The organism is Collinsella sp. AM13-34 (assembly GCF_003473055.1).
GTDB lineage: Bacteria > Actinomycetota > Coriobacteriia > Coriobacteriales > Coriobacteriaceae > Collinsella.
The window spans coordinates 1-26206 of sequence record NZ_QRLE01000020.1; the positions used below are offsets into that span (position 1 = coordinate 1).

Here is a 26206-nt window from a genome sequence, read left to right on the forward strand (position 1 = left end):
GAAATGGGAGGCAGTTCACAGGCACCTTTGTGGTGGTTTTTTCGTTCTAGTCGTTCTAGTAGTATTCATTCTTAGCGATACCTACGAGCACAAGGAGCCTCTTATGGCAGAGCCACTTACCGCCGGAATCACCCGCGACCGTGCGTTCGAACTGCTCAACGAGCACAACAAGGACCCGTTCCACATCACCCATGGCGAAACGGTCGAGGGCACCATGCGCTACTTTGCGCGCGAGTTCGACCCCGAGAACGAGGAGTTTTGGGGCATCGTCGGCCTGCTGCACGACCTGGATTGGGAGGAGCATGAGGATGACCCCATGAACCACACCATCTATGCGGCCGAGATCCTCGAGGGCGAGGGCGCCTCTCCCGAGCTCATTCGCGCCATCCAGACGCACACGTCCGATTTCAACACCTCGCTGCCCAAGCCCGAACTGCAGATGGAAAAGATACTGTTCGCCTGCGACGAGCTCACCGGCCTGATCGGAGCCGCCGTCGTCATGCGCCCGAGCAAGAGCGTCATGGACTTTACGACCAAGTCGCTCAAGAAGAAGTTCAAGGACAAGCGCTTTGCCGCCGGCTGCTCGCGTGACGTGATTTCGCAGGGCGCCGAGATGCTGGGCTGGGAGCTTCCCGAGCTCTTCGACCGTACCATCGCGGCCATGCAATCCTTCGCTCCCGATCGCGACACCTTCCAGGCCTAACCGCCCACGCCACCTATAACCACCGCAAAGGGGACAGGAGCCTTTGTGGTGGTTTTTCGTTTGCAACAGGTTTAGGGACGGACCTGGCCGGTGCCGCGGAGCTTGTATTTGTAGGTAGTGAGGGCCTCGGCGGCAAAGGGGCCGCGGGCGTGGAGCTTTTGGGTCGAGATGCCGATCTCGGCGCCCAGGCCAAACTCGCCGCCGTCGGTGAAGCGCGTGCTGGCGTTGGCATACACGGCCGAGGCATCGACCGCGTCCAGGAAGCGCTCGCAGGCATCCTCGTCCTCGGCAACGATGGCCTCGGAGTGCATGGTGCCGTAGCGGTTGATGTGCGCGATGGCTTCGTCCTCGTTCGCCACGACCTTCACGCTCATCTCGAGCGCCAGATACTCGCGGCCCCAGTCCTCCTCAGTCGCGGCAACATAGTCGTCGCCCTCGGCAAGCCCGGCGGCAGCGCATGCGGCGCACGTGGCCCCGTCGCCGTGAATCAGCACGCCGTGGTCGTGCAGCACGGCAACGACCGCCGGCAAAAACGAATCCGCCACGGCACGGTCGACCAGCAGCGACTCGGCGGCATTGCACACGCCCACGCGCTGCGTCTTAGCGTTGACGATAATGTTGAGCGCCTTGTCAAAATCGGCGGATTCATGCACGTAGATGTGGCAGTTGCCTGTGCCCGTCTCGATCACCGGCACAAGCGACTCGCGCACGCAGCGCTGGATCAGGCCCGCACCGCCACGCGGAATGAGCACATCGACAATACCGCGGAGCTTCATGAGCTCGCCGGTGGCCTCGCGGTCGGTAGACTCGATCATCGAGACGGCCTCGCGCGGGAAACCCTGGGCCTCAAGCGCATCGGCCAGCAGCTCGGCAATCATGGCGCACGAGTGATAGGCCAGCGAACCGCCGCGCAGGATGCAGGCGTTGCCGGTGCGGATGCAGATGCCCGCGGCATCGGCCGTCACGTTGGGGCGCGCCTCGTAGACCATGGCAACCAGGCCCAGCGGCACACTCACGCGCGTAAGGTCCACGCCACTCGCAAGCACACGGTGATCGAGCACGCGGCCCACGGGATCGGGCAGCTCGGCGAGCTTCTCCAGGCCGGCGGCCATGCCCTCGACGCGCTCGGGCGTCAGCAGCAGACGATCGAGCAATCCGACCGAGGTGCCCGCATCACGCGCAGCGGACATATCGAGCTCGTTGGCGGCGACGATGGAGTCGATACCGTTGCGCAGTGCTGCGGCCATGGCGCGCACGGCCTCCTGGCGCTGCTCGTCGCTCGCCGTGGCAAGCGAGGCCGACGCTGCCTTAGCGGCAACGGCAAGATCGTGGACATACGTGGCTATATCGACCGACATGGACGGCCCTTTCTCCTAGAAGTTTGCAACCATGGTAGCCGATTTGCGCATGGCCTCGCCCGCGGCGGTAGAATTGGTCAACCCGAAACACCGCAACGAACGGAAGACTCACATGGCCCTCATTACTTCGTACCACGTCCCCGGCCTGTATGTCGAGGACCACAGCATCGACGTCCCCCTCGACTGGCGCGGCCTGGAGCCAATGCTCCTGGCCGTCGGCAGCACCATGCGCCGCGGCGCTATGCCGGCACCAATCGCCGGCGCGCCCGAGAGCATCAAGCTCTTCTACCGCGTGGTTTGCGCGCCCGACCGCATCAACGACGATCTGCCGCTGCTTCTGTTTTTGCAGGGCGGCCCCGGCGGCGAGAGCCCGCGTCCGCTGTCACCCACAAGCGATGGCTGGATCGAGGAGGCCGTCAAGCACTTCCGCGTGGTCCTGCCCGACCAGCGCGGCACCGGACGCAGTAGCTGCGTGGACGGACGCACGATTGCCACCTTGGGCGATCGCGCCGAGGCAGCCGGCGCCGATGCGGCCCGCTCGCAGGCGGACTTCCTCAAGCGCCACCTCGCCAGCTCCATCGTGCGCGATTTTGAGTACCTGCGCCTGGTGGGCTTTGGCGGCAAGCCCTGGGTCACACTCGGGCAGAGCTACGGCGGCTTTTTGACGTTGAGCTATCTGTCGCTCTTCCCCGAGGGCGTGGCGGCAAGCTTTACCTGCGGCGGCATCCCCCACGTGCCGGCGAGCGCAAGCGAGGTCTACGCGCACACCTTCCCGCGCATGGCTGCCAAGACACAGCAGTATTACGACCGCTACCCCGCCGACGTCGAGCGCGTGGCGGCTCTTGCCGATGCGCTCGAGGCTCAGAAGCCCGTGCTGCCCGACGGCTCGCCGATGACGGTCGAGCGCCTACAGCTCATGGGCAGCGACTTTGGCATGAAGCCGAGCTTTGAGCGCATGCATTGGATTATCGATCACGCTTTTGTTGACGGCGACGGCACGCTGACCTGCGGCGTCTCGATATCTGACAGCTTTTTGATGCGTGCCTTCGAGCGCACCAACACGCGCACGAATCCGCTGTACTGGACGCTTCAGGAGTTCATCTACGCCGACGGCGATACCATGCCCATTCGCTGGGCCGCGGCAGAGGAGAAGGCACACCGTGCCGAGTTCGACACCCTCGCGCGCCCGCTCATGTTTAGCGGCGAGGCCATGTTCCCGTGGATGTTTGAGCAGATGCCCGAGCTTAAGCCGTTTAAACCCGCCATGGACCTGCTGATGGAAGACACCAGCTGGGACAAGATCTACGACCCGCAACGCCTGGCCTGCAACGAGGTGCCGCTCCAGGCCGCGGTGTATTTCGACGACATGTACGTCGATTCGGGCCTGCAGCTCGATACGCTCAGCCGCGTGGGCAACTCGCATGCCTGGGTGACGAACGAGTTCGAGCACGACGGCCTGCACGGCAGCGTGGTGTTCAAATGCCTCTTCGACGAAGCCCTCAACCGAGGAGACCTGCGCCGGATCTTCTAGCAAAGGAGTGTCCCCACCTGCCGGCACAAAAGGAACGTCCCGAAGTGCCGCCGACGACAACGCCGCAGGTAGAGGACGGAAAGCGAAAACGCCCCTAAGCGATCAAGGTGACGTGAAAGAGGAGGGCATTGACCTTTTGGTCATGCCCGACGATTGAACGTCAGATTGCCGCTTAGGGGCGTTTGCAGCGTCAATTGGTTAGGCGAAGACGATCAGATTATCTCGATGGATCGCGGGCTTCTCGGCCAGGTTAGCGAGCAGGCGGTTGCTGGCGATCTGGTCCTGGCGGCGGCCGGCGGCAAGCTCCAGCACGTCCGAATCGGCCTCGGCGATACCGCGGGCGACGACCATACCGCTCGGGTCGCACACGTCGAGCACATCGCCCTCGGAAAACACGCCATCGACCTCGCGAATACCCACCGTAAGCAAGGAAGAGCCACGGCTTACCAGCGCCTTCGCAGCACCATCATCGACCGTCACCGAGCCATGTGCCTTGTCACCCAGCGCGATCCACAGCTTGCGCGGCGCAATGTCCAGGCGCTCCGCCGGCGGATCGAACAGCGTACCCACGCTCTCGCCGCGGGCCAGACGCACGAGCGCATCGGGCTCCTCGCCCGAGCAAATCACGCTCTGAATGCCCGCCGTCATGAGAATGCGGCTCGCGCGGATCTTGGTGATCATGCCGCCCGTGCCCACCGATGTGGAAGAATCGCCCGCCGAGGCGATGATCTTGGCGTCGATCTTATGCACGACCGGGACGAACTCGGCCGTGGGGTCCTCGTGCGGATTGGCGGTATAGAGGCCATCGATGTCCGAGAGCGTCACGCACAGATCGGCGGAAACCAGACAGCTCACAAGCGCCGCCAGCGTGTCGTTGTCGCCAAACTTGATCTCATCGACGGTGACGGTATCGTTCTCGTTGACGACCGGCACCACACCCAGCTCCACAAGGCGCAGCAGGGCGTCGCGCGCGTGCAGGTAGGACGTGCGGCGCGCCGTGTCGTGGCGCGTGAGCAGCACGAGCGAGGTGAGCAGGTCGCGCGCATGGAACTCCTCGTCATAGGCCGACGAGATGATGCACTGACCAGCCGAGGCGCAGGCCTGCAGGCTCGGCAGGTCACCGACCGGCTTACGGTCGAAGCCCAGCACGGGATAGCCGCAGGCAATGGCGCCCGAGCTCACCACGACCAGGCGCCAGCCAAGCTCGCGCAGCGCTGCGGCCTGATCGGCAAGCCCGCCGATAAAGGCGCGGTTGACCTTGCCGTCGGCGCCCACCACCGTGGACGAACCGATCTTTACCACCATCGTTTTATAAGAAGTCGTCATACGTCAAACCAATCAACTGTTCAGCGAACGGCCGAGCTGGCGGCCAGGAAAGCGTGACTCGCCCCTACCGCCCAAGGAATTAGTGAGCCCAGGGAAAGGCAGAGGCCGCGGCCATGTTCTTACGCACGAGCTCGTCGCGCACCTGAGCCAGGCCCTGCTCCATACCCACCACATAGGTCTGCGGGTACAGGAAGCGCTTGAAAGCTGCGTCCAGATGGTCGAGCGCCCAAGCACAGCGCTCGCGCGCGTCCTGGATGCTCTCACGCGGAGCCACCGCACTGCCATCGCGCACAATCGGCACCAGCAGCTCGCGATACTCGAGTTCGGACACGTCGGTCACCAGGGCGGCATCGTTCACGGCCACAAGGGTATTGCCGCGCGCGGCGCCCTCCCCCGCCAGATGGTCCTCGTCGTAGATCATGTCGCAGACCGGGCCGCCAAAGCCGTCGTAATAACGGCGCACGCGTTGCACACCCGGGATCGTGCGCTTGTATGGCTGCTCAGAGAGCTTGACCACCGGCGTCCATGGATCTGCCTCGCTCGCACGGCGGGCGGAAAGCTTGTACACGCCGCCCAGCGCCGGCTGGTCATAGCAGGTCGCAAGCTTGGTACCCACGCCAAAGCTATCGATGGGCGCGCCCTGGTCGAGCAGCGACTGAATCGTGTACTCATCCAGATCGTTAGAAACCGAGATCCCCACATAGGGCAGGCCCTCGGCATCAAAACGGCCGCGCACATACTTGGAGAGCTTGGCGAGGTCGCCGGAGTCGATGCGAATAGCCGACAGACGCTCGCCCACCGCCTCCATCTCCTTGGCAACCGTAATGGCATGCTCGCAGCCCTCACGTACGTCGTAGGTGTCGATGAGCAGCGTGCAGTTCTTGGGACTCGACTTAGCAAAAGCCCGGAATGCCTCGAGCTCGGAATCGAAGCTCATCACCCAGCTGTGCGCATGAGTGCCAAAGACGGGAATACCGTAGCGGCGGCCGGCGAGCACATTGGATGTAGAGGAGCAGCCGGCAACGTAGCTCGCGCGCGCGACGGCCAGCCCGCCATCGGGACCCTGGGCGCGGCGCAGGCCAAACTCGGCAACGGGACGGCCGTCCGCCGCCAGCACCACGCGCGCCGTCTTGGTAGCGACAAGCGTCTGGAAGCCGACAATGTTGAGCAACGCCGTTTCGAGCAGCTGGCACTCCAGCGCGGGGCCGGTGACGCGCACCATGGGCTCGCGCGGAAAGACGAGCTCGCCCTCGGGCACGGCGTCAATGTTCACATGCGCGCGGAAGTTGCGCAGGTAGTCGAGGAATGCGGGCTTAAACATCGAGCCGCCGGCCGGAGCCTGGAGCGAAGCTAGATAGTCGATGTCCTCGGGCGTAAAGCGCAGGTTCTCGACAAGCTCGGGCAGCTCGGCGGTGCCGCACATGACGGCATACGCGCTGCCGAAGGGATGGTCGCGGTAAAACGCCGTAAAGCAACCCTGCTCATTGGCCTTGCCGCTCTCCCACAGGCCCTGGGCCATAGTGAGTTCGTACAGATCAGTGAGCATTGCAATGTCGGTGGGATGCGAGATGTCGGTCAAAGCCATGGGGCGACCTTTCGGATGCGTTGTGCAGAGGTTGAGGGTTGGCGAGGCGGGCGTGCGGGCATGGAGCCCAGCGCGAACAGGCTAAAGCAGGCCCATGCTGGTCAGGATCGTGTAGCCCATAAAGATGACAAACGCGATGAGGGCAAGGACAATGATGATTTTTTGAGCCGGCGCCATACCGGGGATCTCGTTCTCACCCGCAGGCTCCTTGGAGGTAACCATGCGCTGGGCAAAGCTCATCTCGTCACGGCTCGGCTTGGGATCGACGGACTTGGGACGAGCGGCCTTTTTAGGCTGAGGTTTGGGCGCGGCAGGTGCAGGCTTCGCAGCAGCGGGCTTGGGTGCGGGCGCGGGCTTGGGCTCGGATGCAACCTTCGCAGCGGCCTCCTCGGCCTTCTCGCGCTCGGCACGCAGGGCGGCCAACTCCTCACGCTCGCGGCGTGCCTCTTCCTGGGCCTCGCGACGAGCTTTCTCGGCGCGGAGCTCTTCCAACTCGGCGCGTTCCTCGGCAGACAGTGGTTGGGACTCAAGCTCGGCCATGGTACAGCCCTTTCTTTTAAAAAAAGCCGCCGACACAATGTCAGCGGCTTATCAAATCCAAGGGTGGAGACGAAGGGAGTCGAACCCTCGGCCTCTGCCATGCGACGGCAGCGCTCTCCCAACTGAGCTACGTCCCCAGGACAAGTCGATATTTTACCTACGGCTCGCCAACTGTCAACGCCCAATAATCAGTCTTTTTGGGGCGCGGCTATTTTGACAACTTTTCGAGCAGGCGATCCTCTCGATGATTTTTCTGGGACGGGGATTAAAAAACATTGTGTACCGAATGATTTTTTAATCCCCGTCCCAGAAAAATCATCGGCGAATGCGTTACTTTGTGCTGGTAAGGACGCCGGTGGTATCGAAGGCTGGGGTGAAGCTCTCGTCTACCGCGCCGCCCTCTTGCCAGAACATCGTCGTAAAGCCCAGGTCGTCGGCATGGTCGAGCACCTGCTCATACTCCTCGCGCGTCACGGCGCGCGCCAAGTCGCCGCCTTGTTCGCGCATGAGCGCATTGGGCGTGTACTGGTTCATGACCGAGATCGGCACGTCGCCCACCGTCTGCCACACAAGGTCTAGCACGCGGCACGAGTCATCCGCATGCCCCGGCAGCACCAGGTGGCGCACGATCATGCCGCGCTTCATGAGCCCATTCTCGTCCACTAGCTCTCCCCCGCGGCGCTCGATCTCGCGTGCCATCTGCGCTAAGCCCGACACGGCCACACGCGGGTAGTCCTTAATGTGGGAGAGCGACTGCGCAAGCCCGGCATCGGCATATTTAAAGTCCGTAAGCCACACGTCGACCAGGTCGCCCAGCGCCGCCACGGCACTCGCGCGCTCGTAACCACTCGTGTTGTAGACAATTGGGATGACCAACCCGCGCGTCCGTGCCGCGGCAATCGCGGCAGGCAACAGGTGCGCATAGTGCGTCGCCGTCACCAGGTTGATGTTATTGGCGCTCTGGTCCTGCAGCTCCAGCATAATCTCGACCAAACGCTCGGGCGAAATCTCAAGACCGAAATTGCCCGTCGAGATCTCGTGGTTTTGGCAGTAGATACATTTGAGCGAACAGCCGCTAAAGAAAATCGTACCCGAGCCGGCCTCGCCCGAAATGGGCGGCTCCTCCCACATATGGAGCGCCGCGCGGGCGACCTTAAGCGTGTTGTCGGCGCCGCACACGCCACGCGCGCCCTCGTCGCGCGCCGCACCGCAACGGCGCGGACACAAATGGCAGGCGGGCGAAAAAAGTTCGGTCAACGACGTCGGCATAAAAACATGCTCCAAAACAATGATTCAGCAGCTCAAACGTAAAGGGACCAACCGCACAGACGGCTCGAGCCCAAGGCGCCGTAATCGTCCGACACGATTTTTATAATGTCAAGACTGGAATCGACAAAGTGCCGCTTTATGATGTAGGTATTCCGCCCCCCGCGGAGCAACTGGGTGAACCGTCGCGTTTATTTAGGGAGCCCACACAGTCGTACCTAGTACAGGTATCCTTCGTTGTTAAGGACGCTGGAACAGTCGATGAGGGCACCCACCTGTTTTAGGTGGGTTCATTTTCGTAACGTGGGGGGTGGTTTTCATTTGCCGAAAACCACCATTACAGCCCATATGGATCCCCGCCGGTATCCCGACAAGCTATCGACAATACCCTAATATCTGGTAAGCGCGTGATTATCGCTGCGTGCAATTCCATGCACCCCCCTTGGTCGAGTATCATGGTTCGGCTATGCCCTTTGCGCTTAGCAACCTTTGACCTTTTCCTTCGACGCTTGGCGGTTTTTAGATTCATGGCTTCATCCCCGAGCTACATACCGTATCTATGCGTGGCAGCAGCGGCCTTCATCACGACCTTCCTCACGGTGCCCCTGGTCAAGCGCTTGGCAATTAAGCTCGACGCCGTCGACTATCCTTCTAAGCGCCGCATCAACACCAAGCCCATCCCGCGTTTGGGCGGAACGGCGGTGTTTTTGGGCCTGGTCGTTGCCTGTATTGTGCAAATCCTAGGCACCTGGTACCTGGGTTGGCCGCCCGTTTTGGTGCCCCACCCCCGTCTGCACATCAGCTACCCCATACTTGCGCTTTCTTTTACCGTCATCTTTGCGACCGGCGCTATCGACGACGTCTTCCAGCTCAAGCCCAAGCAAAAGTTGGCCGGACAGGTCCTCGCCGCGCTTATCGCCTGTATCGGCGGCCTACGGATCGGCGTCATCGTCAACCCGTTTGCCCCCGGCGAGATCATGCTCGGATGGCTCGCCTACCCCATCACCGTGATCTATCTGGTGGCATTCACCAACATCATTAACCTCATCGACGGCCTCGACGGCTTGGCCACGGGCATCTGCGGCATCGCGTCGTTCACCATGTTTTCGATGGCCGTTCTCTCGGGCCGCATCGACGCCGCCGCGCTCTCCATTGCGCTCTTTGGCGCTTGCCTGGCCTTTTTGCGCTACAACTTCAACCCCGCAAGCATCTTCTTGGGCGACTCGGGGTCGTTGCTTCTGGGCTTTGCACTGGGCTCCATCTCGCTGCTCAACGTGAGCCGCACCGCCGCGCTCACCTCGCTTATCATCCCGCTCATCGTTGCCGGCGTGCCCATCATCGACACGTTTAGCGCCATCGTGCGCCGCAAGCGCGCCCACATTAGCATCGGGCAGGCCGACAAGGGCCACATCCACCACCGCCTGATCCAAGAGGGCTACAACCAAAAGCAGGCAGTGCTCCTCATCTACGCCTGGTGCATCATGCTTTCGGCCGGCTCCGCCGCGATTAACCAGGTCGAGGTGCCCATGCGCGTGCTCATCTTTACCGTACTCGCCATTGGCTCGGCGGCCTTTGCCAAGCACCTGCACCTGTTTGAGCCCGTGCTGCGCCACCATTACAACAAGCGCACGCACGAGGACGAGCTCGTCACCCCCGACGATCCCGCCTTTAAGCAGGAGGAGCAGGCGGCAGAAGAACGCAGGGAGGAGCGCCACCACAGGCGCTAGGGTAAGCTGCCGAGGCTGCGCCCAGGCGCCGCCGGCCAAACGCGCAGCCACGCCGCGCCCATCGCACATGCCGCCGCTCTCCCGCCCCTCGCGTACTTACGCCCCGACCCTCCAATAAACGCGTTATCATCTTGACCCATGAACATACGTTAGGAGCAATCATGCCAAACGAGAACAGCTACGAAGTCGCGCTGCAAAAGAGCAACGCCATTCGCGAGGGCCTGGCCAAAACGCCCGAGAAGTTCACCATGCTCACCGGCGACCGCCCCACCGGCCGTCTGCACCTGGGTCACTACTTCGGCACCCTCAAGGGCCGTGTTGAGCTGCAGAACATGGGCGCCAAGACCAACGTGCTCATCGCCGACTACCAAGTCATCACTGACCGCGATACGACCGAGCACATCCAGGACAACGTGTACAACATGGTCATGGACTACCTTGCCTGCGGCATCGACCCCGACAAGACCATGATCTACGCGCACTCCGCCGTACCCGCCGCAAACCAGCTCATGCTGCCGTTCCTGTCGCTGGTCTCCGAGGCCGAGCTGGCGCGCAACCCCACGGTCAAGGCCGAGATGGAGGCCTCGGGCCACGAGCTCACCGGCCTTCTGCTCACCTACCCGGTGCACCAGGCCTGCGACATCCTGTTCTGCAAGGGCAATGTGGTGCCCGTCGGTCGCGACCAGCTGCCGCACATCGAGCTCACCCGCACCATCGCCCGCCGCTTTAACAACCGTTACGGCAAGGTGTTCCCCGAGGTCGACGCGCTGCTGTCCGAGACCCCGCTGCTGCCCGGCCTGGACGGGCGCAAGATGAGCAAGAGCTACGGCAACGCCATTAACATCTCGATGACCGCCGAGGAGACGGCCAAGCGCATCAAGAAGAGCCAGACCGACTCCGAGCGCATGATCACGTTCGATCCCGAGAATCGCCCCGGCGTGTCCGGCCTGCTTTCAACCGCCGCCATCTGCACCGGCCGTTCCGAGGTCGAGATTGCCGAGGAGATTGGCATGGGCGGCTCCGGCCAGCTCAAGAAGTACGTGACCGAGGCCGTCAACGAGTACTTCGCGCCGATCCGCGAGCGTCGTCAGCGCTATGAGTACGATCTGGACTATGTGAAGGACGTGCTGCACGAGGGCAACCGTCGCGCCAACGAGATTGCCGAGCAGACCCTGGCCGAGGTTCAGGACGCCATGGGCATGGTGTACTAGGCAAAGCGCCTTCGCACAACATAGACGGTGAGGCTGAATCCTCACCGAAACAGGAACAGGCCCGCTGGCAGATAGTTGCCAGCGGGCCTGTTCCCGAAGTACACCGTTGAATCGCACAGAGGGGAGGAATGCGAATCAAACTCAACAGGGCAGGCTTTTTCATCGCCTATTGCCTGCTCCGTTGCTGAAAACAATATAGTTCACCGTGGTTTACTTTGCTGCGACAAACCGCGCCGCCATACCTTCTCCATAAGTTAACCTCGGTAAACCTGCCAAAACCACCACAAAGGGGATAGGCACCTTTGTGGTGGTTTAAGCCACGGCAGAGCCGCTAGAGCCCTGCAGGCCAGCGACAGGCGGCCAAGTCGACGTGCATGTCGTCCTTAAACGCCACACCCTCCCCTAGCAAAAGCTCACGTTGAGCATCGGGACCGCCAAAAGCAAAACCATCGCATATGCGGCCATCGGCAAACACCACGCGGTGACAGGGAATCTCGCCGGGGCGCGGATTGCCATGCAGGGAATACCCCACGTACCGCGCACTTCGTGGACGTCCAGCAAGCAGCGCCACCTGACCATACGTGGCGACCATCCCCTCGGGAATCTGCTCGACCACCTCGTACACCCGCTCAAAAAAGCCCTCAGACGCCATTGCTCGCTCCCTTCCACCCGGAATAGCATAAACCACCACAAAGGTGCCTGTCCCCTTTGTGGTGGTTTTGGCAGGTGGGCTAGTTAACGGGCTGGAAGAAGGCTACGGCTACGGCGCCGGGGCCTACATGGGTGCCGATGGTGGCGCCGATGGTGTGAACGGGCAGTTCGCCCTCGGTGTGGCCAGCCCACAGTGCCGCGCTGTCCTCGATATACTTCTTGAGCACCGCATCCGAAAGGCCCGTATAGCCGAGCGCCAGCGGCATGGAAAAGTCGATGCCGCCCGCCTTTTCGACCTTCTGGTTGAGCAGGTTACGTCCGTTCTTGGAACCGCGCGCCTTGCCCAGCTGCACGATCAGACCGTCCTCGGCAGCCACCACGGGCTTTACGTTGAGCAGCGTACCCACGGCACCGGCCGCAGCAGACAGGCGACCGCCGCGCACCAGGTACTCCAGCGTCTCGAGCAGGCCGATGACGACCACGCGGTCGCGCACGGCCTCGACAGCCGCCGCAACCTGAGCCGCGCCCTGGCCCTCGTCCACCAGGCGCAGCGCATACTCGACCAGCACGCGCTCGCCCAAGGTCACGTTATTGCTGTCCACGACGAACATGTCGCCGCCCGGCGCCTCGGCAAGTGCCGTACGAGCACTCTGGTTGGTGCCCGAGAGCTTGGCGCCCACGGTAATAATCACGGCCTCATCGCCGGCCTCACGCGCTTCGGCAATCGCCTGCGAAAAGGCGTACGGGTTGACCTGACCGGTCTTGGGCAGCTCATCGCGCTCCACAAGCATCTCGTAAAAGCGCTGGTGATCGATGTCGACGCCATCCATATACACATCGGTGCCAAAGGTGACGGACAGCGGCAGAACACGCAGAGCGGGGTGCTCCGCCGGCGACATATCGCTTGCGGAATCGGTAATAATGCGGACGGACATAACGAATCCTTTCTTGCGCAGGTCCCGCGCAGGGAATTTTGACAGCAATGCCCCGGCACGGCATACGCGCCCAAACGGGACTATGCAGTTTTTAATGGGAAGCAAATGCCTTGGCGGCCTTAGATCTCACGCAGGGTGTTGAGAATCGTACGCAGCGATGCATACATCTGCTCGCGCTGCTCCACGCCCATGGCCTTGCCGGTGGTATCGAGCACCTCGCGAATGATGCGATCGGCCTCGCTCATGCTCTCGCCGCCCAGGGCAGTCAGGCGCACCGGAGCACGATACTTGACGGCCGCATCACCCGAGTCGTCAACCTCGACGTAGCCGCCCTCCTCCAGATGTGCCAGTGTGCGCGAAACGGCGGCACGGGTAACGCCGGCCATGCGGGCGAGGTCGGCGCCAGTCAGGCCGTCCTTGCTGCGCTCAAGATAGTACAGGCACATAACGTCGGAGCCCTTGAGGCCCAGCCTTGCGCCTTCGGACGTCTTGATACGCTGAATCTCCTTGTAGAGGCCGCTGATCAGTCCGACAAAGTCCTCAAAACGTGTCTCGTCGTTCTGCTGCATGGTGACGACCGCCTTTCGCTTACATGATGCTAACGGGTAAACATCTTAGCCGCACAAGGCAACACCCGTACCCAAATATCCCATTTGTTAACCCATCAACATAAAAACCACCACAAAGGGGACAGGCACCTTTGTGGTGGTTTGGGGCATCGAGTTTGATCCGCAGACTTCGCTACAGCCCCACGCAAGGATTGTCGCGGGTCACAAGCGTTTTAACGACAACCGTCGCTCCCAGATAGCGCTCGAGCAGCTCGGCTAAGCGATCGATCGCGGCCTGGCAATCCCCCATCCGCTCGGGCTCCACGCACTCAATCGCCAGGAAAGCATCGGCCGAATCATCGGACAACGCCGTTCGAACGCCATCGCGCCAGTTCCAGCAGCGGCATACGGCGCCCGCATCATCGATGTAGGCGAGCTCGCCGGGCAGCGTCGGGTCATCTGTCTCCTCGCCAAGCGGCAGAAATGAATCGCCACCGTCGGTCACCTTCAGGCAAAGGTCTCCCTCAATCGCGTGCAAATCCTCGCCGCCTACGGGCAGCGCGTAGGACAGCGACACCGTGTTGTAGATGTCCACCGCGGGCGTAATGTGGCCCACCGGCTTTCCTTTGAGCACGCGCTTGAGCAGGTTCTCAATTGAGCAACGCGCGCCCTTCTTGGTCTTGAATAGGCGATATGCCTCGCGCCATGCCTTAACCGGCGCATTCTCGCTGATGGTATCACTCGTCAGGTGACGCTCCGCATCGATATTGGCGCGGTCGAGCAACGCGGCAATCGCATCAACGTCCTCTTGAGGAATCTGAGCCGCGGGCTTCATGCCCTTTACGACCACAACACCGACAGCCGCCTGCGGAAATAGCTCCCAAAACGAATCCTCGGCAATAAAGCCCTTCATACGTGCTCCCTTCACGATTCGCCCCACGCGAGCGTCTAAACAAAAAGCGCTCTTACAGCGGCCACCTTCAAAGTCCTACGGTGCCGCCACAAGAGCGCTTACGCTGCCCCCATCCGGAGAAGGGGGCAATATGTCAGGCGTATTGTAACCCGAGTCATCCGCGCGAGTAAAACCACCACAAAGGTGCCTGTCCCCTTTATGGTGGTTTTGGGTCTGAGGCGACGCTAGTGGCGAAGTCCCAGCAGGCCGTGGCCGCGATGACGGGCGTCGGCGCGCACCTGAGCATGCGGACCGGCGGCCTTGACGGATTCGGGCAGGTGCGAGTACTTCTTCTCGAAGTTCTCCTCGAACATCACGGCCAAGTTGTGCGCGGCCTCGTCGTAGCGAGCGGTGCTCTGCCAATACTGGCGCGGCACCAGGATGCCGTCGGGTACGCCGTGGCACGTGGTGGGAATGTCGACGTTAAAGATGTCGTCGTGCACGAACTCGCTGTCCTCGATGGTACCGTCGAGGGCGCGGGCCACCAGGGCGCGCGTGTAGGCAAGCTCGATGCGATGACCCACGCCGTAGCCGCCGCCGATCCAGCCGGTGTTGACCAGGTACACACGCGTGCGGCCGTCGGCGATGCGCTCACCGAGCATCTTGGCATAGACCATGGGGTCGAGCGGCATAAACGGCTCGCCAAACAGCGAAGAGAACGTGGGCGTGGGCTCGGTGACGCCGACCTCGGTGCCGGGGATCTTGGCCGTAAAGCCCGTCACAAAGTGATACATGGCGGAGTCGGCCGTCAGGCGCGAGATGGGCGACAGCACGCCAAAGGCATCGCAGGTCAGGAAGAGCACGACGCTTGGAGTGGTGCCCATGCCCTTGGTCCACGCGTTGGGAATGTGCTCCACAGGGTATGCCACGCGCGTGTTGTGCGTGATCGAGATGTCGTCGTAGTTGGGCTTGCGGTTCTCGTCGAGCACCACGTTTTCGCAGATCGCGCCAAAGCGGACGGCGTTGAAGATCTCAGGCTCGTGGAACGCGTCCAGGCCCTCGCATTTGGCGTAGCAGCCACCCTCGATGTTGAAGATGCCCATGTCGGACCAACCGTGTTCGTCGTCGCCGATCAGCAGGCGCGTGGGGTTGGCCGAAAGCGTGGTCTTGCCGGTGCCGGAGAGGCCAAAGAACACGGCGGTCTCATGCGTGACGGGGTCCATACTGGCCGAGCAATGCATGGGCAGCACGTCGTCCTCGACGGGCAGCAGGTAATTCATGACGCTGAAAATGGACTTTTTGATCTCGCCGGAGTAGCCGGTGCCGGCGACCAGAATCACGCGCTCCTGGAAGTTAATGACCACGGCGGCGCTGGAGTTGAGGCCCTTGATGGCGGGATCGCACTGGTAGCCCGGCGCGGCGAGCACGCAGAAGTCCGGCTCGCCGGTGCGTGCGATTTCACGGGCAAGCGGGCGGGCGAGCATCTGCTTAATAAAGAGCGCCTGGCTGGCACGCTCGCAGGCGACAAGCAGACGACGCGTATGGTTGCGGTCGGCACCGGCCATACCGCGAGTGACGAACACGTCGCGCTCGTTGAGATAGTCGACGATGCCGGCCTTGATGGCCTCGTAGCTCTCGACAGACAGCGGGCGGTTGACGGCACCCCAGGCAATCTTGTCGTGAACATCGGGGGTGTCAACGATAAAGCGGTCATTAGGCGAGCGGCCAGTGCGCTCCCCCGTCTCGATCACCAGCGCGCCGTTGGATGCCATGCGGCCTTCTTCGCGGCGGATAGCGTGCTCGACGAGCTCCGCGGCGGGTAGATCGACCAGCAGACGGGGCTGATTCTCGGCGGGATCTTCGACCAGCGTAATACCAAAGTTGGACAAAACATCTGCAGGGGTAACACCAGGCATGGGGCCTCCTTTAAAAACGCGACACGTGGACACGACGCGCACTTTACTCACGTAAAGCCCGTTGTACCCGATATGCAAAAACGTTTTTGCGGCAACGGCGAAGCGCCCGCCCAACGGTCAAAAATCGCACGCAAGCGGCCTAGTCGTTAGGGACACTCTTGAACAGGCAACAACCAAGGAGCGACCCCGGATGCCGGCACTTAGGGACGTTCCCAAAGTGCCGGCACATAAGGAACGTCCCTAAGTGCCGTCTACTGAATGGCGCCGCCGAAATTATCGAACAACCTGTTCAAAAACACGAACGAACACCGTCGCGTCTATACTAGAGCGCAGCAATAGAAAGGACTCCGCTTTGAGCATCACGCCCATCGATAGCATTCGCCGCGCCATCGCCCGCCGCAATGGCGTCGCCGACCCCACCGTATCGGACGGGGCGCACGGGCAGGGCGGACGCATCGAGAACGGCCTGTTCCCCGCATCGCACACCGCCGAGGAGCTCGCACGAATCCAAGAGCTAAGCCAGCGTAACGCCGGCGGTCCCGACAGCAGCCAGGCCACACGCCGTCGCCGCGAGCGCAATCGCCAGCCCGGCCCCATCCACCGCATGGTCAATGCCTGGTGGAACCGCCTGCTCGGAGCCGTCTACGGCGGCGGCTTCTCCACGCAAGAAGCCGAGTACGAAAATCACGCCACCCGTCGCGACTACCTTTGGAATACCCTGGGCACCGCCGTGTGGGGCATGGTGTTTCCGTTGCTCACCATCGTGTCCACACAGCTCGTGGGCGCCGAGGAGGCTGGCAAATTCTCCATCGCCTTTGTCACCGGCACGCTCATCATGATCGCGTGCAACTACGGCGTGCGCAATTTCCAGGTCTCGGACATCGACGAAAAGACGTCCTTTGCCTCTTACCAGCTCAACCGCTGGATCTGCGGAGCGCTCGCGCTGGCATGCGGCCTGGTATACAGCAGCGCCCGCGGCCACGATGCGCAGATGGCCACAATCGGCCTGGGCGTCTACCTGTATAAGGTGATCGACGGCATTGCCGACGTGTACGAGGGCCGCCTGCAGCAGGCCGACAAACTCTACCTGGCCGGCATGAGCCAAACGCTACGATCCGTCGGCGTCATCGCGGTCTTTAGCGTGGCACTGTTCCTCACGCGCAGCATGCCCATCGCCGCCATGGCCATGGGCATCGCCGCGATTGCCTCGCTCGTGCTGGTCACCGCCCCGCTCGCCCTGCTCGAAACCGAAAAATCACGCCGTATGAGTCTGCGCGAGGCTGGTCACCTGTTTATCCAGTGCGCCCCGCTCTTTGGTGCGCTGTTCCTGTTCAACCTCATCGAGAGCATGCCCAAGTTCGTGATGGAAGGTACACTGGCCTACAAATACCAGCTGTACTTTAATGCACTGTTCTTTCCAGCGCAGGCTATTTTGTTGAGCATTGGATTTATCTATAAACCGCAGCTCCTACGTCTGTCGAGCTTTTGGGCGAATCCGCGCAAGCGTCGCCGCTTTGACTTGATTATTGTTGCCGTTATGGCACTGATCGTGGTCATTACCGGAGCGTGCGCCGCATTTATGGCAGGCCCCGGCATCCCCATCATGAGCTTTATGTACGGCCTCAACTTTGAGCGCTACCGCACGCTGGCACTGCTAATGGTTGTCGCCGGCGGCGTCACCGCGGCAATCGACTTTATCTACGCCATCATCACGGTGTTGCGCCACGCCGGCGATGTCACCAAGATCTACCTGATCTGCTTCGCCGTAAGCGTGGTGCTGCCGGTGATCCTGATTAAGCTGCTGGGTCTGATGGGCGCCGTGGTGAGCTACCTAGCCATCATGGCCCTACTCCTGGTGCTGCTGATAATCGAGTACGCCCACATCCGCCAGCGCATCGAGCGCGACCGCAACCCCTACGGCGCCTAATTAGCTGCCCCGGTCACCGGAATTTGCGATGGAATCGCCCCGGCTGGGGTCTCGTTGAAGACAATATGCATTACGTAAAACTAAGTGAGTAGATTTTTACCGAATCCCTGACCACACCGACAGAGCACAAGTCTGTGACCTGCGGTTTTATTGAGGCAAATATGTTGGGTGCTCGGCATTTCCAAAAAAGTCTACTCACTTAGCCAGCGGGCAGCCAAATGATTATTTAATCCCCGTCCCAGAGAAATCAATTAGCGGGCAGAAGGGCAAGAGTAGTCAAAAAAGCCCCGTCCCAAATTAGCTACCACTTGCACCGATTATTCGCCCGGGTTGATGTTCGCGTAGAACTCCGCCCCATCATCGAGCCGCAGGATGCCCACGCGACCGAACTCGGAGCCGGTGGCGGCGGCGCAGTCGATGTCGATGCGATCGGGCACGCCGGCGGTATCCTCGCCACCCAGGCGCACAATCTGCCCGCGGCCCGACTCCTCATCGAGCCCCGCCAGGCCGCCAACCTCGCAATAGCGCCCAAGCGACACCGTGGGCGTGTGGCCGCTCACCACGACCGGGCCCTCGCCCTCGGCAGAAAGCAGTCCCGTCGGCGCATCCCAATAGCCGTGACGAATCCACAGCAGGTCATCGGACGACTGCACGGCGAGCATTTGCCGCAGCAGCTCGCTATCGGCATCGACCGCTCCCCTGCCGTCACCGCAATCGACACCATGCTCAAGCAAAAACGCGCGCGCCGCCTCGGTCTGGATGCCGGCATGCACCAGCAGGTACGGGCGCTCCTCGGTCTCGGCCACCGCGTAGAGCGGCAGCGCGGCCATCCATCGCACGAGCTCCTCGTATGCCTCAAATTCCATGTCGTTGAGCTGCTCGCTCGTCGTCCAGCCACCGTTGATATCCCAGGTCTCGGCATCGAGCGGGTCCTGGCCAATGATGGCATCGAGCATGATCTGCTCGTGATTGCCCTTGAGCACGTGGGCGTTGGGCAGCGAGCGCACGAGCTTAATAACGCCGACCGGATCGGGCCCGCGATCGATCATGTCGCCCAGCACGTACAGCGTGTCGTCGGACGTCAACGAGATCTTAGACAGGGCCTCGTCAAGCGCACGCACGTGCCCGTGAGCATCAGATGTCACATAGATCGCCATGGTACGCCTCTCCTTGCATTGCGGTCTAAGCCCGGCGCCGCAACTAAAACTTCAAGTTGAACTTAAACGTTACCCATTGTACTCCGTTGCAATAAAGCTGGAAAGGGTTTCCGAGCAGAGGCAAAGACGGCAGCCGTCTATGACGATATCGCGCACGCCCGTAATCCGCCCCCATAAACCCACCACCTTTGGGTACAAATAACCGCAGACAACTGACCGTGCCACGCCAACCACCCAGGAGCGGACACTATCCATGAACCAGATACTTCTCTTTATCGGCCTCGTCATCATTTTGTGCCTGACCATCAAACCCGTCGGCAAAAAACTCCCCTTCCCCACCCTCCTCATCTTTATTGCGCTCGGCATGCTGCTCGGCGTCAACGGTCCGGCGCACATCGACTTTAGCGACTACGCGCTCACCGAAACCGTCTGCAGCACGGCGCTGCTGTTCATCATGTTCTACGGCGGCTTTAACACCAACATCGACCGTGCCAAACCCGTCGCCGCGCCCGCTGTGCTGCTGAGCACGCTCGGCGTTATCGCCACCGCCGGCATCACTGGCGTGTTCGCACACTTCGCACTGGGCTTCGACTGGATCGGCGGCCTGCTGCTGGGCTCGGTCGTGGCGTCGACCGACGCGGCGAGCGTCTTTAGCGTGCTGCGCGAGCACAACCTGTCGCTAAAGGGCGGCACCGACTCGCTGCTCGAGGTCGAATCGGGCTCCAACGACCCCGTCGCCTACATGCTCACCGCGGTACTCGCCACCCTCGCGGCGGGTGGCAACATCGACATTCCCGTGCTGCTGGCCAAGCAGATCATCCTGGGCGTGGGGCTGGGCCTTGCCATCGGCTGGATATCCAGCCGCCTGATTGAGCGCGCACACGCAACGGCCGAGGGCGCGCAGACTATCTTTTTGTTCGCCGTGGCGATCGTCGCCTACGCACTGCCGAGCTACCTGGGCGGCAACGGCTTTTTGGCCGTATACCTGGCAGGCATTGTGCTGGGCGCGAGCGACATCACCGGCAAGGTCGAGATGGCGCACTTCTTTGACACCCTTACCGAGATGGCCGAGATGACGATCTTCTTCTTGCTCGGCCTGCTCGTCACGCCCGCGCGCCTGCCGCAAATGCTGCTACCCGGCCTGGCGCTCATGGCGTTTATGCTCTTTGCGAGCCGCCCCATCGCCGTCGGTCTGCTGCTGGCGCCCTTTAAGACGAGCCCTCGCCAGGTTGCGCTCGTAAGCTGGGCGGGCTTGCGCGGCGCGGCTTCGGTCGTCTTTAGCCTCTTTGCTGTGGTGGCCGGCGTTCCCGGCGGACACGACCTATTTGACCTGGTGTTTGTGATTGCCGTATCGAGCATTGTGGTGCAGGGTTCGCTACTGCCGGCGGTGGCGAAGAAACTCGATATGATCGATGCGGCCGGCGACGTGCGCCGCACCTTTAACGACTACCACGACGAGGACGGCATGTCGTTTGTAAAGCTCAAGGTGGGCGCTGGCCATCCGTTTGCCGGGCGCTCGCTCGCCGATATTGGCAGCGCGACGGACATGCTCGTGGTCTTGGTGCTGCGCGACGGGGCACACCCGGTACTGCCCAACGGCGATACCGTCATCGAGGAAGGCGACCTTCTGGTGATGGCAGCCCCAACGTTCGAAGAGCGTGCCGAGGTTACGCTGCGCGAGGTCACCGTGACGCCCCACGGTCGCCTGGCCGGTCAGCGCCTGCGCGACGTGCCGCAGGGCAAGCACCCGTTTATCGTGGTGATGCTCAAGCGCGACGGCCAAACCATCATCCCCGATGGCAACACCCTAATATACGCCGGCGACGAAGCCGTCATCGCCACGCTAGCTTCCTAGCAGCCCGTCCCTCTTCAGCTACTAGCTGTCACCCACAGCAAAGTCGCGGAGGTCGAGGCCTTCGCGTTCGGCTCGGGCTAGGAGCTCTTGGGGCGACTCGTCCTCGATATCCATCACGTCGAGCATGGCAGCGGGAAAGCCCACGCCAGCCGCGCTCCCCGCGTAGTCGAGCAAGCCCTCGCGCAGCTGGTCTACATCAACTTCAATCTTCACGGTGAATCCTCCTACCGGGCAATCGCGGCCGGACAAACCGCACGTCCCAACTGATGTGCAATAAACTCCAGATACGGCCATAATAAAATAATGAACATCAGGGAGGTTACGGATGATGGACAAGCTCACTGCCATGACAGAACAAGTCAGAGATTTTTGTGATGCGCGCGATTGGCGCAAATATCACACTCCAAAGGAACTTGCCATCGGCATAGCGACAGAGTCCTCCGAACTCCTTCAGCTTTTCCGCTTTATGAGCGACAAGCGCATTGCAGAAATGTTCGATAGCCCTGATCAGCGCCAAGCCATCGAAGACGAAGTTGCCGACACGCTCCTCTTTCTCCTACGTTTCGCCGATCTAAACGGAATCGACCTCCCAAAGGCGCTCTCGTCCAAACTCAAACGCAACGGCGAGCGCTATCCCGTCGACACCAGCTCCAGCGAATACAGAAAGGCGGCCCACCATGAGTAATGAGTTCGCCCTTCGACAATACACGCTTCCCCTCCCCCAACCCTTCGAGGCAAGCGAATCGCTGCAGGACTTTGGCACGCCAAAGCCCGGATTCCACCATGACGAGAGTTGGCCCGTTCTCTATATTCTGACCAACAGTAAAAACAAAACGGCGTACATCGGTCAAACGACCAATTATCGACGCCGCATGAAGCAACACGCCGCAAACGTGGACAAAGACTTCGACCGGACCCTCCTGATTGACAATCCAACCTTCAATCAGTCAGCAACATTTGAGTTTGAGAATCGACTTATCGAGCTGTTCTGCGCTGACGAAAAATACCAGGTAACCAACGCCAACAATGGCTATGCCCAGTTCGATTATTTTGAGCGACCTCAGTATCGCCAGAAGTTCAGAGACCTCTGGACAAAGCTTCGCGAAGAGAACTATGCGATCCACCCCATCGAAGAGCTCGAGAATACCGACCTGTTCAAATTCTCGCCCTTCAAAACGCTCACGCCCGATCAATACGAAACGATTGAGGCGATTTACAGGCGGCTCGAGCAAGAGCATGAAGACATTAAACACGGCGGTCCCAAGAAAGAGCGCGTAACCGTCGTGAACGGCGCGCCGGGAACAGGCAAAACAATCCTCGCCATCAGTCTCATGTTCAAAATCAAAAATGAGCCGAACCTTTCCGGTCTGCGGGTCGGCTTCGTGACGCCCATGGAGTCTCTGAGCAAGACGCTCAAAAAACTCACGCACTTCCTCCCCGGGTTAAAGCCCGGCGATATCCTGAGCCCCAACGACGTCACAAAAAACGATCGGTATGACGTCTTGCTTGTCGACGAGGCGCACCGACTGGGAAACTACTTATCCGCCGGCGCCGGCATCGGAGCTTTCTACAACACATGTGAACGACTCAGCTTGCCGCGCACGAGCAGCCAGGTGGATTGGATTTTCAAATGCTGCGACAAGGCGTACCTGTTCTTTGACCCCAAACAGCAAGTCCGCGCATCGGGACTCAACCGAGATGGCCTTGAGCAGCGACTCAACCAACTCGAAGAAGCCGGCATCGAGACCGAAGAATTCAACTTGAGTACCCAAATGCGCGTGCGTGGCGGCGATGAGTACCTCGATTTTGTCTACGACCTGCTTGATAACAAAGCGTACATGCATGCCGGCATGAAGTTCAAAGCACTCTTTTCATAGGAGCCTTACGATTCGCGAGCCGGGGATCCGGACAGCGATATCCCCAGATACCAGTTTGGAATCGTCGACCGATTTGAGGACTTCTGCTCTCTGCAGCAAACCAAGGAAGAAGAAGTTGGTCTATCCCGCATGATGGCAGGCTTTGCGTGGAAGTGGGAAACGAAGAATAACAAAGATGCGTTCGATATCGTCATCGAGGGCATTCCCAAACGCTGGAACTCAACCCAGAAGGATTGGGTTAACTCCGCCAACGCCGTCAACGAAGTCGGATGCATTCATACGGTACAAGGCTACGACCTCAACTACGGATTCGTAATTCTGGGTCCCGACATTTACTACGATTCGAACAAAGATGCAGTCAACGTTAACAGGGCAAACTTCAAAGATGCCGTTGCCAAGAAAAAGGCAAGCGACGATGATCTGCAAAAGATCATCGTCAACGCCTACTACGTCCTCATGACGCGCGGCATGTTAGGAACGTATCTCTATGTGTGCGACCCCGCGCTCAAAGAGTACCTGTCACGGTATATCCCGGCGATATAGACCTTGCGACCGCCCTCCCCCATGTAACCATCCTGTAAATCATAGCGGCGCACTCGAGTTTTACCGTGATGCGGTCGCGCCTGACGCAGCACTGTGCTAAAGTATCCCGAACGTTCAAACGACTACGAGGGGAACTAGAAGATGGCACGTGTGCACAACTTCTCAGCTGGCCCGGCCGCGCTGCCTACCAGCGTGCTCGCCGAGATCGCCGACGAGATGATGGACTACCACGGTTGCGGCATGTCCGTGCTCGAGATGAGCCATCGATCTAGCATGTACCAGCAGATCATCGACGACGCCGAGGCAACCCTGCGCCGCCTGCTGAGCATCCCCGATAACTACCGTGTTCTGTTTTTGCAGGGCGGCGCCACGCTGCAGTTTGCGGGCATCCCGATGAACCTCATGCGCCGCGGCCGCGCCGGCTACGTCGTGACCGGCAACTTCGCCAACAAGGCGTACAAGGAAGCCGCCAAGTACGGCGAGGCCGTGCTGCTCGCGAGCTCCGAGGACGCCAATTTCGACCGCATTCCCGCCATGGCCGACATCAACGCGCGCATTGCCGCCGAGGCCGCGGGCGGCGGGCTCGACTACGTCTACATCTGCCAGAACAACACCATCTTTGGCACCATGTACCACGAGCTGCCTAACTTCGGCGACGTACCGCTGGTCGCCGATGTCTCGAGCTGCTTTTTGTCGCAGCCGCTCGACGTCGAGCGCTACGGACTCATCTACGCCGGCGCTCAGAAAAACGCCGGCGCCGCGGGCGTCACCGTGGTTATCGTGCGCGACGACCTGATCGCCGACGGTCCAGCCTTTGCGCAGACGCCGCAGTACATGGACCTTAAGACCCAGGCCGCCAAGGGCTCCATGCTCAACACGCCCAACACCTTTGGTATCTACGTGTGCGGCAAGGTGTTCCGTTGGGTTGAGCAGACCGGCGGACTTGCCGCCATGGCCGAGCGCAACTGGGCCAAAGCCAACCTGCTCTATGACTTGCTCGAGCAAAGCAAACTGTTCCATGGCACCACGCAGGCCGACAGTCGCTCCATCGCCAACGTCACCTTCCGCACCGACGACGCCAGGCTCGACGCGGCCTTTGTCGCAGGCGCGGCCGAGCACCAGATTCAAAACGTCAAGGGCCATCGCCTGGTGGGCGGCATGCGCGCCAGCGTCTACAACGCCGTCACCATGGAGGACGTGCAGGCGCTGGCCACGTACATGAAGGACTTCGAAGCGCAGCATAGTTTGAGCCCGCGATCTAACTAGCCCGCAGCACGCGGGCCGACCAGCCATCTCAAACCACCCTGTTTAGATCAAAACCTGCTAAGGAGTTTTTCCATGCGTAAGATTAAGACCATCGACGACATCACCAAAGACGGCAAGGTCGAGTTTGGCGAGGGCTACGAGTTTGTGGGCACCGCCGAGGAGGCCGACGCCATCCTGATGCGCTCCACCGACCTGCACGGCTACGAGCTGCCCGAGGGCATCCGCGCCATCGCCCGCTGCGGCGCCGGCGTCAACAACATCCCCGTCGAGGAGTACGCCAAGAAGGGCGTCGTCGTCTTTAACTCCCCCGGTGCCAACAGCAACGCCGTCAAGGAGCTCGTCCTGGGCATGCTGGTGCTCTCGAGCCGCGGCGTGGTACAGTCGATGAACTGGGTGCGCAACAACGCCGACGACCCCGAGATCCAGGTCGACGCCGAGAAGGCCAAGAAGGCCTTTGTGGGCCGCGAGCTCAAGGGCAAGCGCATCGGCGTCATCGGCCTGGGCAACGTGGGCTCCAAGGTCGCCAACGCCTGCGTCGACCTGGGCATGGACGTCTACGGCTACGATCCGTTCATTTCCGTCGAGCACGCGTGGGTGCTGAGCCGCGAGGTGCAGCGCGTGGGCACGCTCGAGGATCTGTGCCGCGGCTGCGACTACCTCACCGTGCACGTGCCCAGCAAGGCAGACACCATCGGCATGATAAGCACCGAGCAGATTAACCTGCTGGCGCCCGACGCCGTGCTCATCAACTACGCGCGCGAGACCATCATTGACGAGGACGCCGTCGACGCCGCCCTGCGCGAGGGCAAGCTCAGCTGGTTTAGCTGCGACTTTGCCACGCCCAAGACCGTCAAGATGCCCAATACGTTTATCACCACGCATTCGGGCGCCGGCACCGGCGAGGCCGAGGCCAACTGCGCCGACATGGCCATCAGCGAGCTCAAGGATTACCTGGAAAACGGCAACATCGCGCACAGCGTCAACTACCCCGCCTGCAGCATGGGCAAGGCGCGCGCCGCAAGCCGCATTGCCTGCCTGCATGCCAACGTGCCCAACATGATCGGCCAGATCACGGCCATTCTCGCCAAGGACAACGCCAACGTGCAGCGCATGACCAACGAGTCCGCTGGCGAGAACGCCTACACTATGTTCGACACCGATGAGCACCTGGACGGCAGCACGATCGAGGCGCTCAAGCAGATTCCGTCGATGTATCGCGTGCGCGTGATTAAATAGCGCCGGTGCCAAGCCTGCCAGACAGACCACGAAGCCCATTCGCCCCCCGTTTTCACGAAACGGGGGGCGATTTTGTTGCTCCGGACGACTTTAAAATGATACCCGGAACAAGTTTTTTCAGATAATCGATAGTGAGGCTCCAGTCGCTAAGCACAC

The 26206-nt window shown here is 61.1% G+C and carries 21 protein-coding genes, 1 tRNA gene and 1 pseudogene; 10 read left to right on the forward strand and 13 right to left on the reverse strand.

What is annotated here, in order from left to right; all coding sequences use genetic code 11:
* Positions 1-103 precede the first annotated feature (103 nt).
* Positions 104-703: an HD domain-containing protein gene (locus DW151_RS08315; RefSeq protein ID WP_117648366.1), complete on the forward strand. Its 600-nt coding sequence runs from the start codon at positions 104-106 to the stop codon at positions 701-703.
* A gap of 71 nt (positions 704-774) precedes the next feature.
* On the opposite strand, the gene DW151_RS08320 is transcribed toward DW151_RS08315, so the two are convergent.
* Complete coding sequence (locus DW151_RS08320; protein ID WP_118335347.1) at positions 775-2061, reverse strand: glutamate-5-semialdehyde dehydrogenase; 1287 nt, start codon at positions 2059-2061, stop codon at positions 775-777.
* 112 nt (positions 2062-2173) lie between these two features.
* Here DW151_RS08320 and DW151_RS08325 point away from each other — a divergent pair, with 112 nt between their 5' ends.
* Entirely contained in the window at positions 2174-3592 is a 1419-nt protein-coding gene (locus tag DW151_RS08325; RefSeq protein ID WP_118335349.1) for an alpha/beta fold hydrolase, read from the forward strand.
* A 198-nt stretch (positions 3593-3790) separates the two neighbouring features.
* On the opposite strand, the gene proB is transcribed toward DW151_RS08325, so the two are convergent.
* The 5 genes from proB to DW151_RS08350 all read right to left on the reverse strand — a co-directional run bounded on the left by proB (position 3791) and on the right by DW151_RS08350 (position 8312).
* Positions 3791-4918 (reverse strand): glutamate 5-kinase, encoded by a 1128-nt coding sequence (proB, locus tag DW151_RS08330; protein ID WP_118335350.1) that lies wholly within the window; start codon positions 4916-4918, stop codon positions 3791-3793.
* A gap of 79 nt (positions 4919-4997) precedes the next feature.
* Positions 4998-6503, reverse strand: coding sequence for a nicotinate phosphoribosyltransferase (locus tag DW151_RS08335; protein WP_118335352.1), 1506 nt, complete (start codon positions 6501-6503; stop codon positions 4998-5000).
* 81 nt (positions 6504-6584) lie between these two features.
* Entirely contained in the window at positions 6585-7043 is a 459-nt protein-coding gene (locus DW151_RS08340; protein ID WP_055252324.1) for a hypothetical protein, read from the reverse strand.
* A 64-nt stretch (positions 7044-7107) separates the two neighbouring features.
* Positions 7108-7180: transfer RNA gene (locus DW151_RS08345), tRNA-Ala, on the reverse strand.
* A 193-nt stretch (positions 7181-7373) separates the two neighbouring features.
* Positions 7374-8312: a radical SAM protein gene (locus DW151_RS08350; RefSeq protein WP_117735601.1), complete on the reverse strand. Its 939-nt coding sequence runs from the start codon at positions 8310-8312 to the stop codon at positions 7374-7376.
* A gap of 524 nt (positions 8313-8836) precedes the next feature.
* Here DW151_RS08350 and DW151_RS08355 point away from each other — a divergent pair.
* Together DW151_RS08355 and trpS are read left to right on the forward strand one after the other, a co-directional pair.
* Complete coding sequence (locus DW151_RS08355) at positions 8837-10036, forward strand: MraY family glycosyltransferase (protein WP_118335353.1); 1200 nt, start codon at positions 8837-8839, stop codon at positions 10034-10036.
* Positions 10037-10197: 161 nt separating this feature from the next.
* On the forward strand, positions 10198-11247 hold the full coding sequence (trpS, locus tag DW151_RS08360; protein ID WP_118335355.1) for a tryptophan--tRNA ligase: 1050 nt from the start codon (positions 10198-10200) through the stop codon (positions 11245-11247).
* Between the two features lie 331 nt (positions 11248-11578).
* On the opposite strand, the gene DW151_RS08365 is transcribed toward trpS, so the two are convergent.
* From DW151_RS08365 to pckA, 5 genes are all read right to left on the reverse strand, one after another.
* Entirely contained in the window at positions 11579-11899 is a 321-nt protein-coding gene (locus DW151_RS08365) for an MGMT family protein (RefSeq protein ID WP_118335357.1), read from the reverse strand.
* Between the two features lie 79 nt (positions 11900-11978).
* On the reverse strand, positions 11979-12833 hold the full coding sequence (locus DW151_RS08370; protein WP_117641033.1) for a DegV family protein: 855 nt from the start codon (positions 12831-12833) through the stop codon (positions 11979-11981).
* A gap of 119 nt (positions 12834-12952) precedes the next feature.
* Complete coding sequence (locus DW151_RS08375) at positions 12953-13402, reverse strand: MarR family winged helix-turn-helix transcriptional regulator (RefSeq protein ID WP_022093866.1); 450 nt, start codon at positions 13400-13402, stop codon at positions 12953-12955.
* A gap of 172 nt (positions 13403-13574) precedes the next feature.
* Complete coding sequence (locus tag DW151_RS08380) at positions 13575-14294, reverse strand: B3/4 domain-containing protein (protein WP_117803081.1); 720 nt, start codon at positions 14292-14294, stop codon at positions 13575-13577.
* Between the two features lie 224 nt (positions 14295-14518).
* Positions 14519-16189, reverse strand: coding sequence for a phosphoenolpyruvate carboxykinase (ATP) (gene pckA, locus DW151_RS08385; RefSeq protein ID WP_199579929.1), 1671 nt, complete (start codon positions 16187-16189; stop codon positions 14519-14521).
* 352 nt (positions 16190-16541) lie between these two features.
* Here pckA and DW151_RS08390 point away from each other — a divergent pair, with 352 nt between their 5' ends.
* Positions 16542-18116, forward strand: coding sequence for a lipopolysaccharide biosynthesis protein (locus DW151_RS08390; RefSeq protein ID WP_233543375.1), 1575 nt, complete (start codon positions 16542-16544; stop codon positions 18114-18116).
* A 317-nt stretch (positions 18117-18433) separates the two neighbouring features.
* On the opposite strand, the gene DW151_RS08395 is transcribed toward DW151_RS08390, so the two are convergent.
* On the reverse strand, positions 18434-19273 hold the full coding sequence (locus tag DW151_RS08395) for a metallophosphoesterase family protein (RefSeq protein WP_055252016.1): 840 nt from the start codon (positions 19271-19273) through the stop codon (positions 18434-18436).
* 253 nt (positions 19274-19526) lie between these two features.
* On the opposite strand from DW151_RS08395, the gene DW151_RS08400 reads away from it, so the two are divergent.
* Entirely contained in the window at positions 19527-21128 is a 1602-nt protein-coding gene (locus DW151_RS08400) for a potassium/proton antiporter (protein ID WP_117563970.1), read from the forward strand.
* 21 nt (positions 21129-21149) lie between these two features.
* Here DW151_RS08400 and DW151_RS08405 read toward each other — a convergent pair whose 3' ends face one another.
* A complete protein-coding gene (locus DW151_RS08405; protein ID WP_117563971.1) occupies positions 21150-21341 on the reverse strand; it encodes a hypothetical protein in 192 nt (63 codons plus the stop codon).
* Positions 21342-21453: 112 nt separating this feature from the next.
* Here DW151_RS08405 and DW151_RS08410 point away from each other — a divergent pair, with 112 nt between their 5' ends.
* The 4 genes and pseudogenes from DW151_RS08410 (at position 21454) to DW151_RS08430 (ending at position 26050) form a co-directional block, all read left to right on the forward strand.
* Complete coding sequence (locus tag DW151_RS08410; RefSeq protein ID WP_199570656.1) at positions 21454-21813, forward strand: nucleotide pyrophosphohydrolase; 360 nt, start codon at positions 21454-21456, stop codon at positions 21811-21813.
* Positions 21806-23548, forward strand: a pseudogene (locus tag DW151_RS08415) (DNA/RNA helicase domain-containing protein). Before DW151_RS08410 ends, DW151_RS08415 begins: the two are co-directional and overlap by 8 nt.
* A 141-nt stretch (positions 23549-23689) precedes the next feature.
* Positions 23690-24814, forward strand: coding sequence for a 3-phosphoserine/phosphohydroxythreonine transaminase (gene serC / locus DW151_RS08425; RefSeq protein ID WP_118335359.1), 1125 nt, complete (start codon positions 23690-23692; stop codon positions 24812-24814).
* 72 nt (positions 24815-24886) lie between these two features.
* Complete coding sequence (locus DW151_RS08430; protein ID WP_117800446.1) at positions 24887-26050, forward strand: phosphoglycerate dehydrogenase; 1164 nt, start codon at positions 24887-24889, stop codon at positions 26048-26050.
* Positions 26051-26206 lie beyond the last annotated feature (156 nt).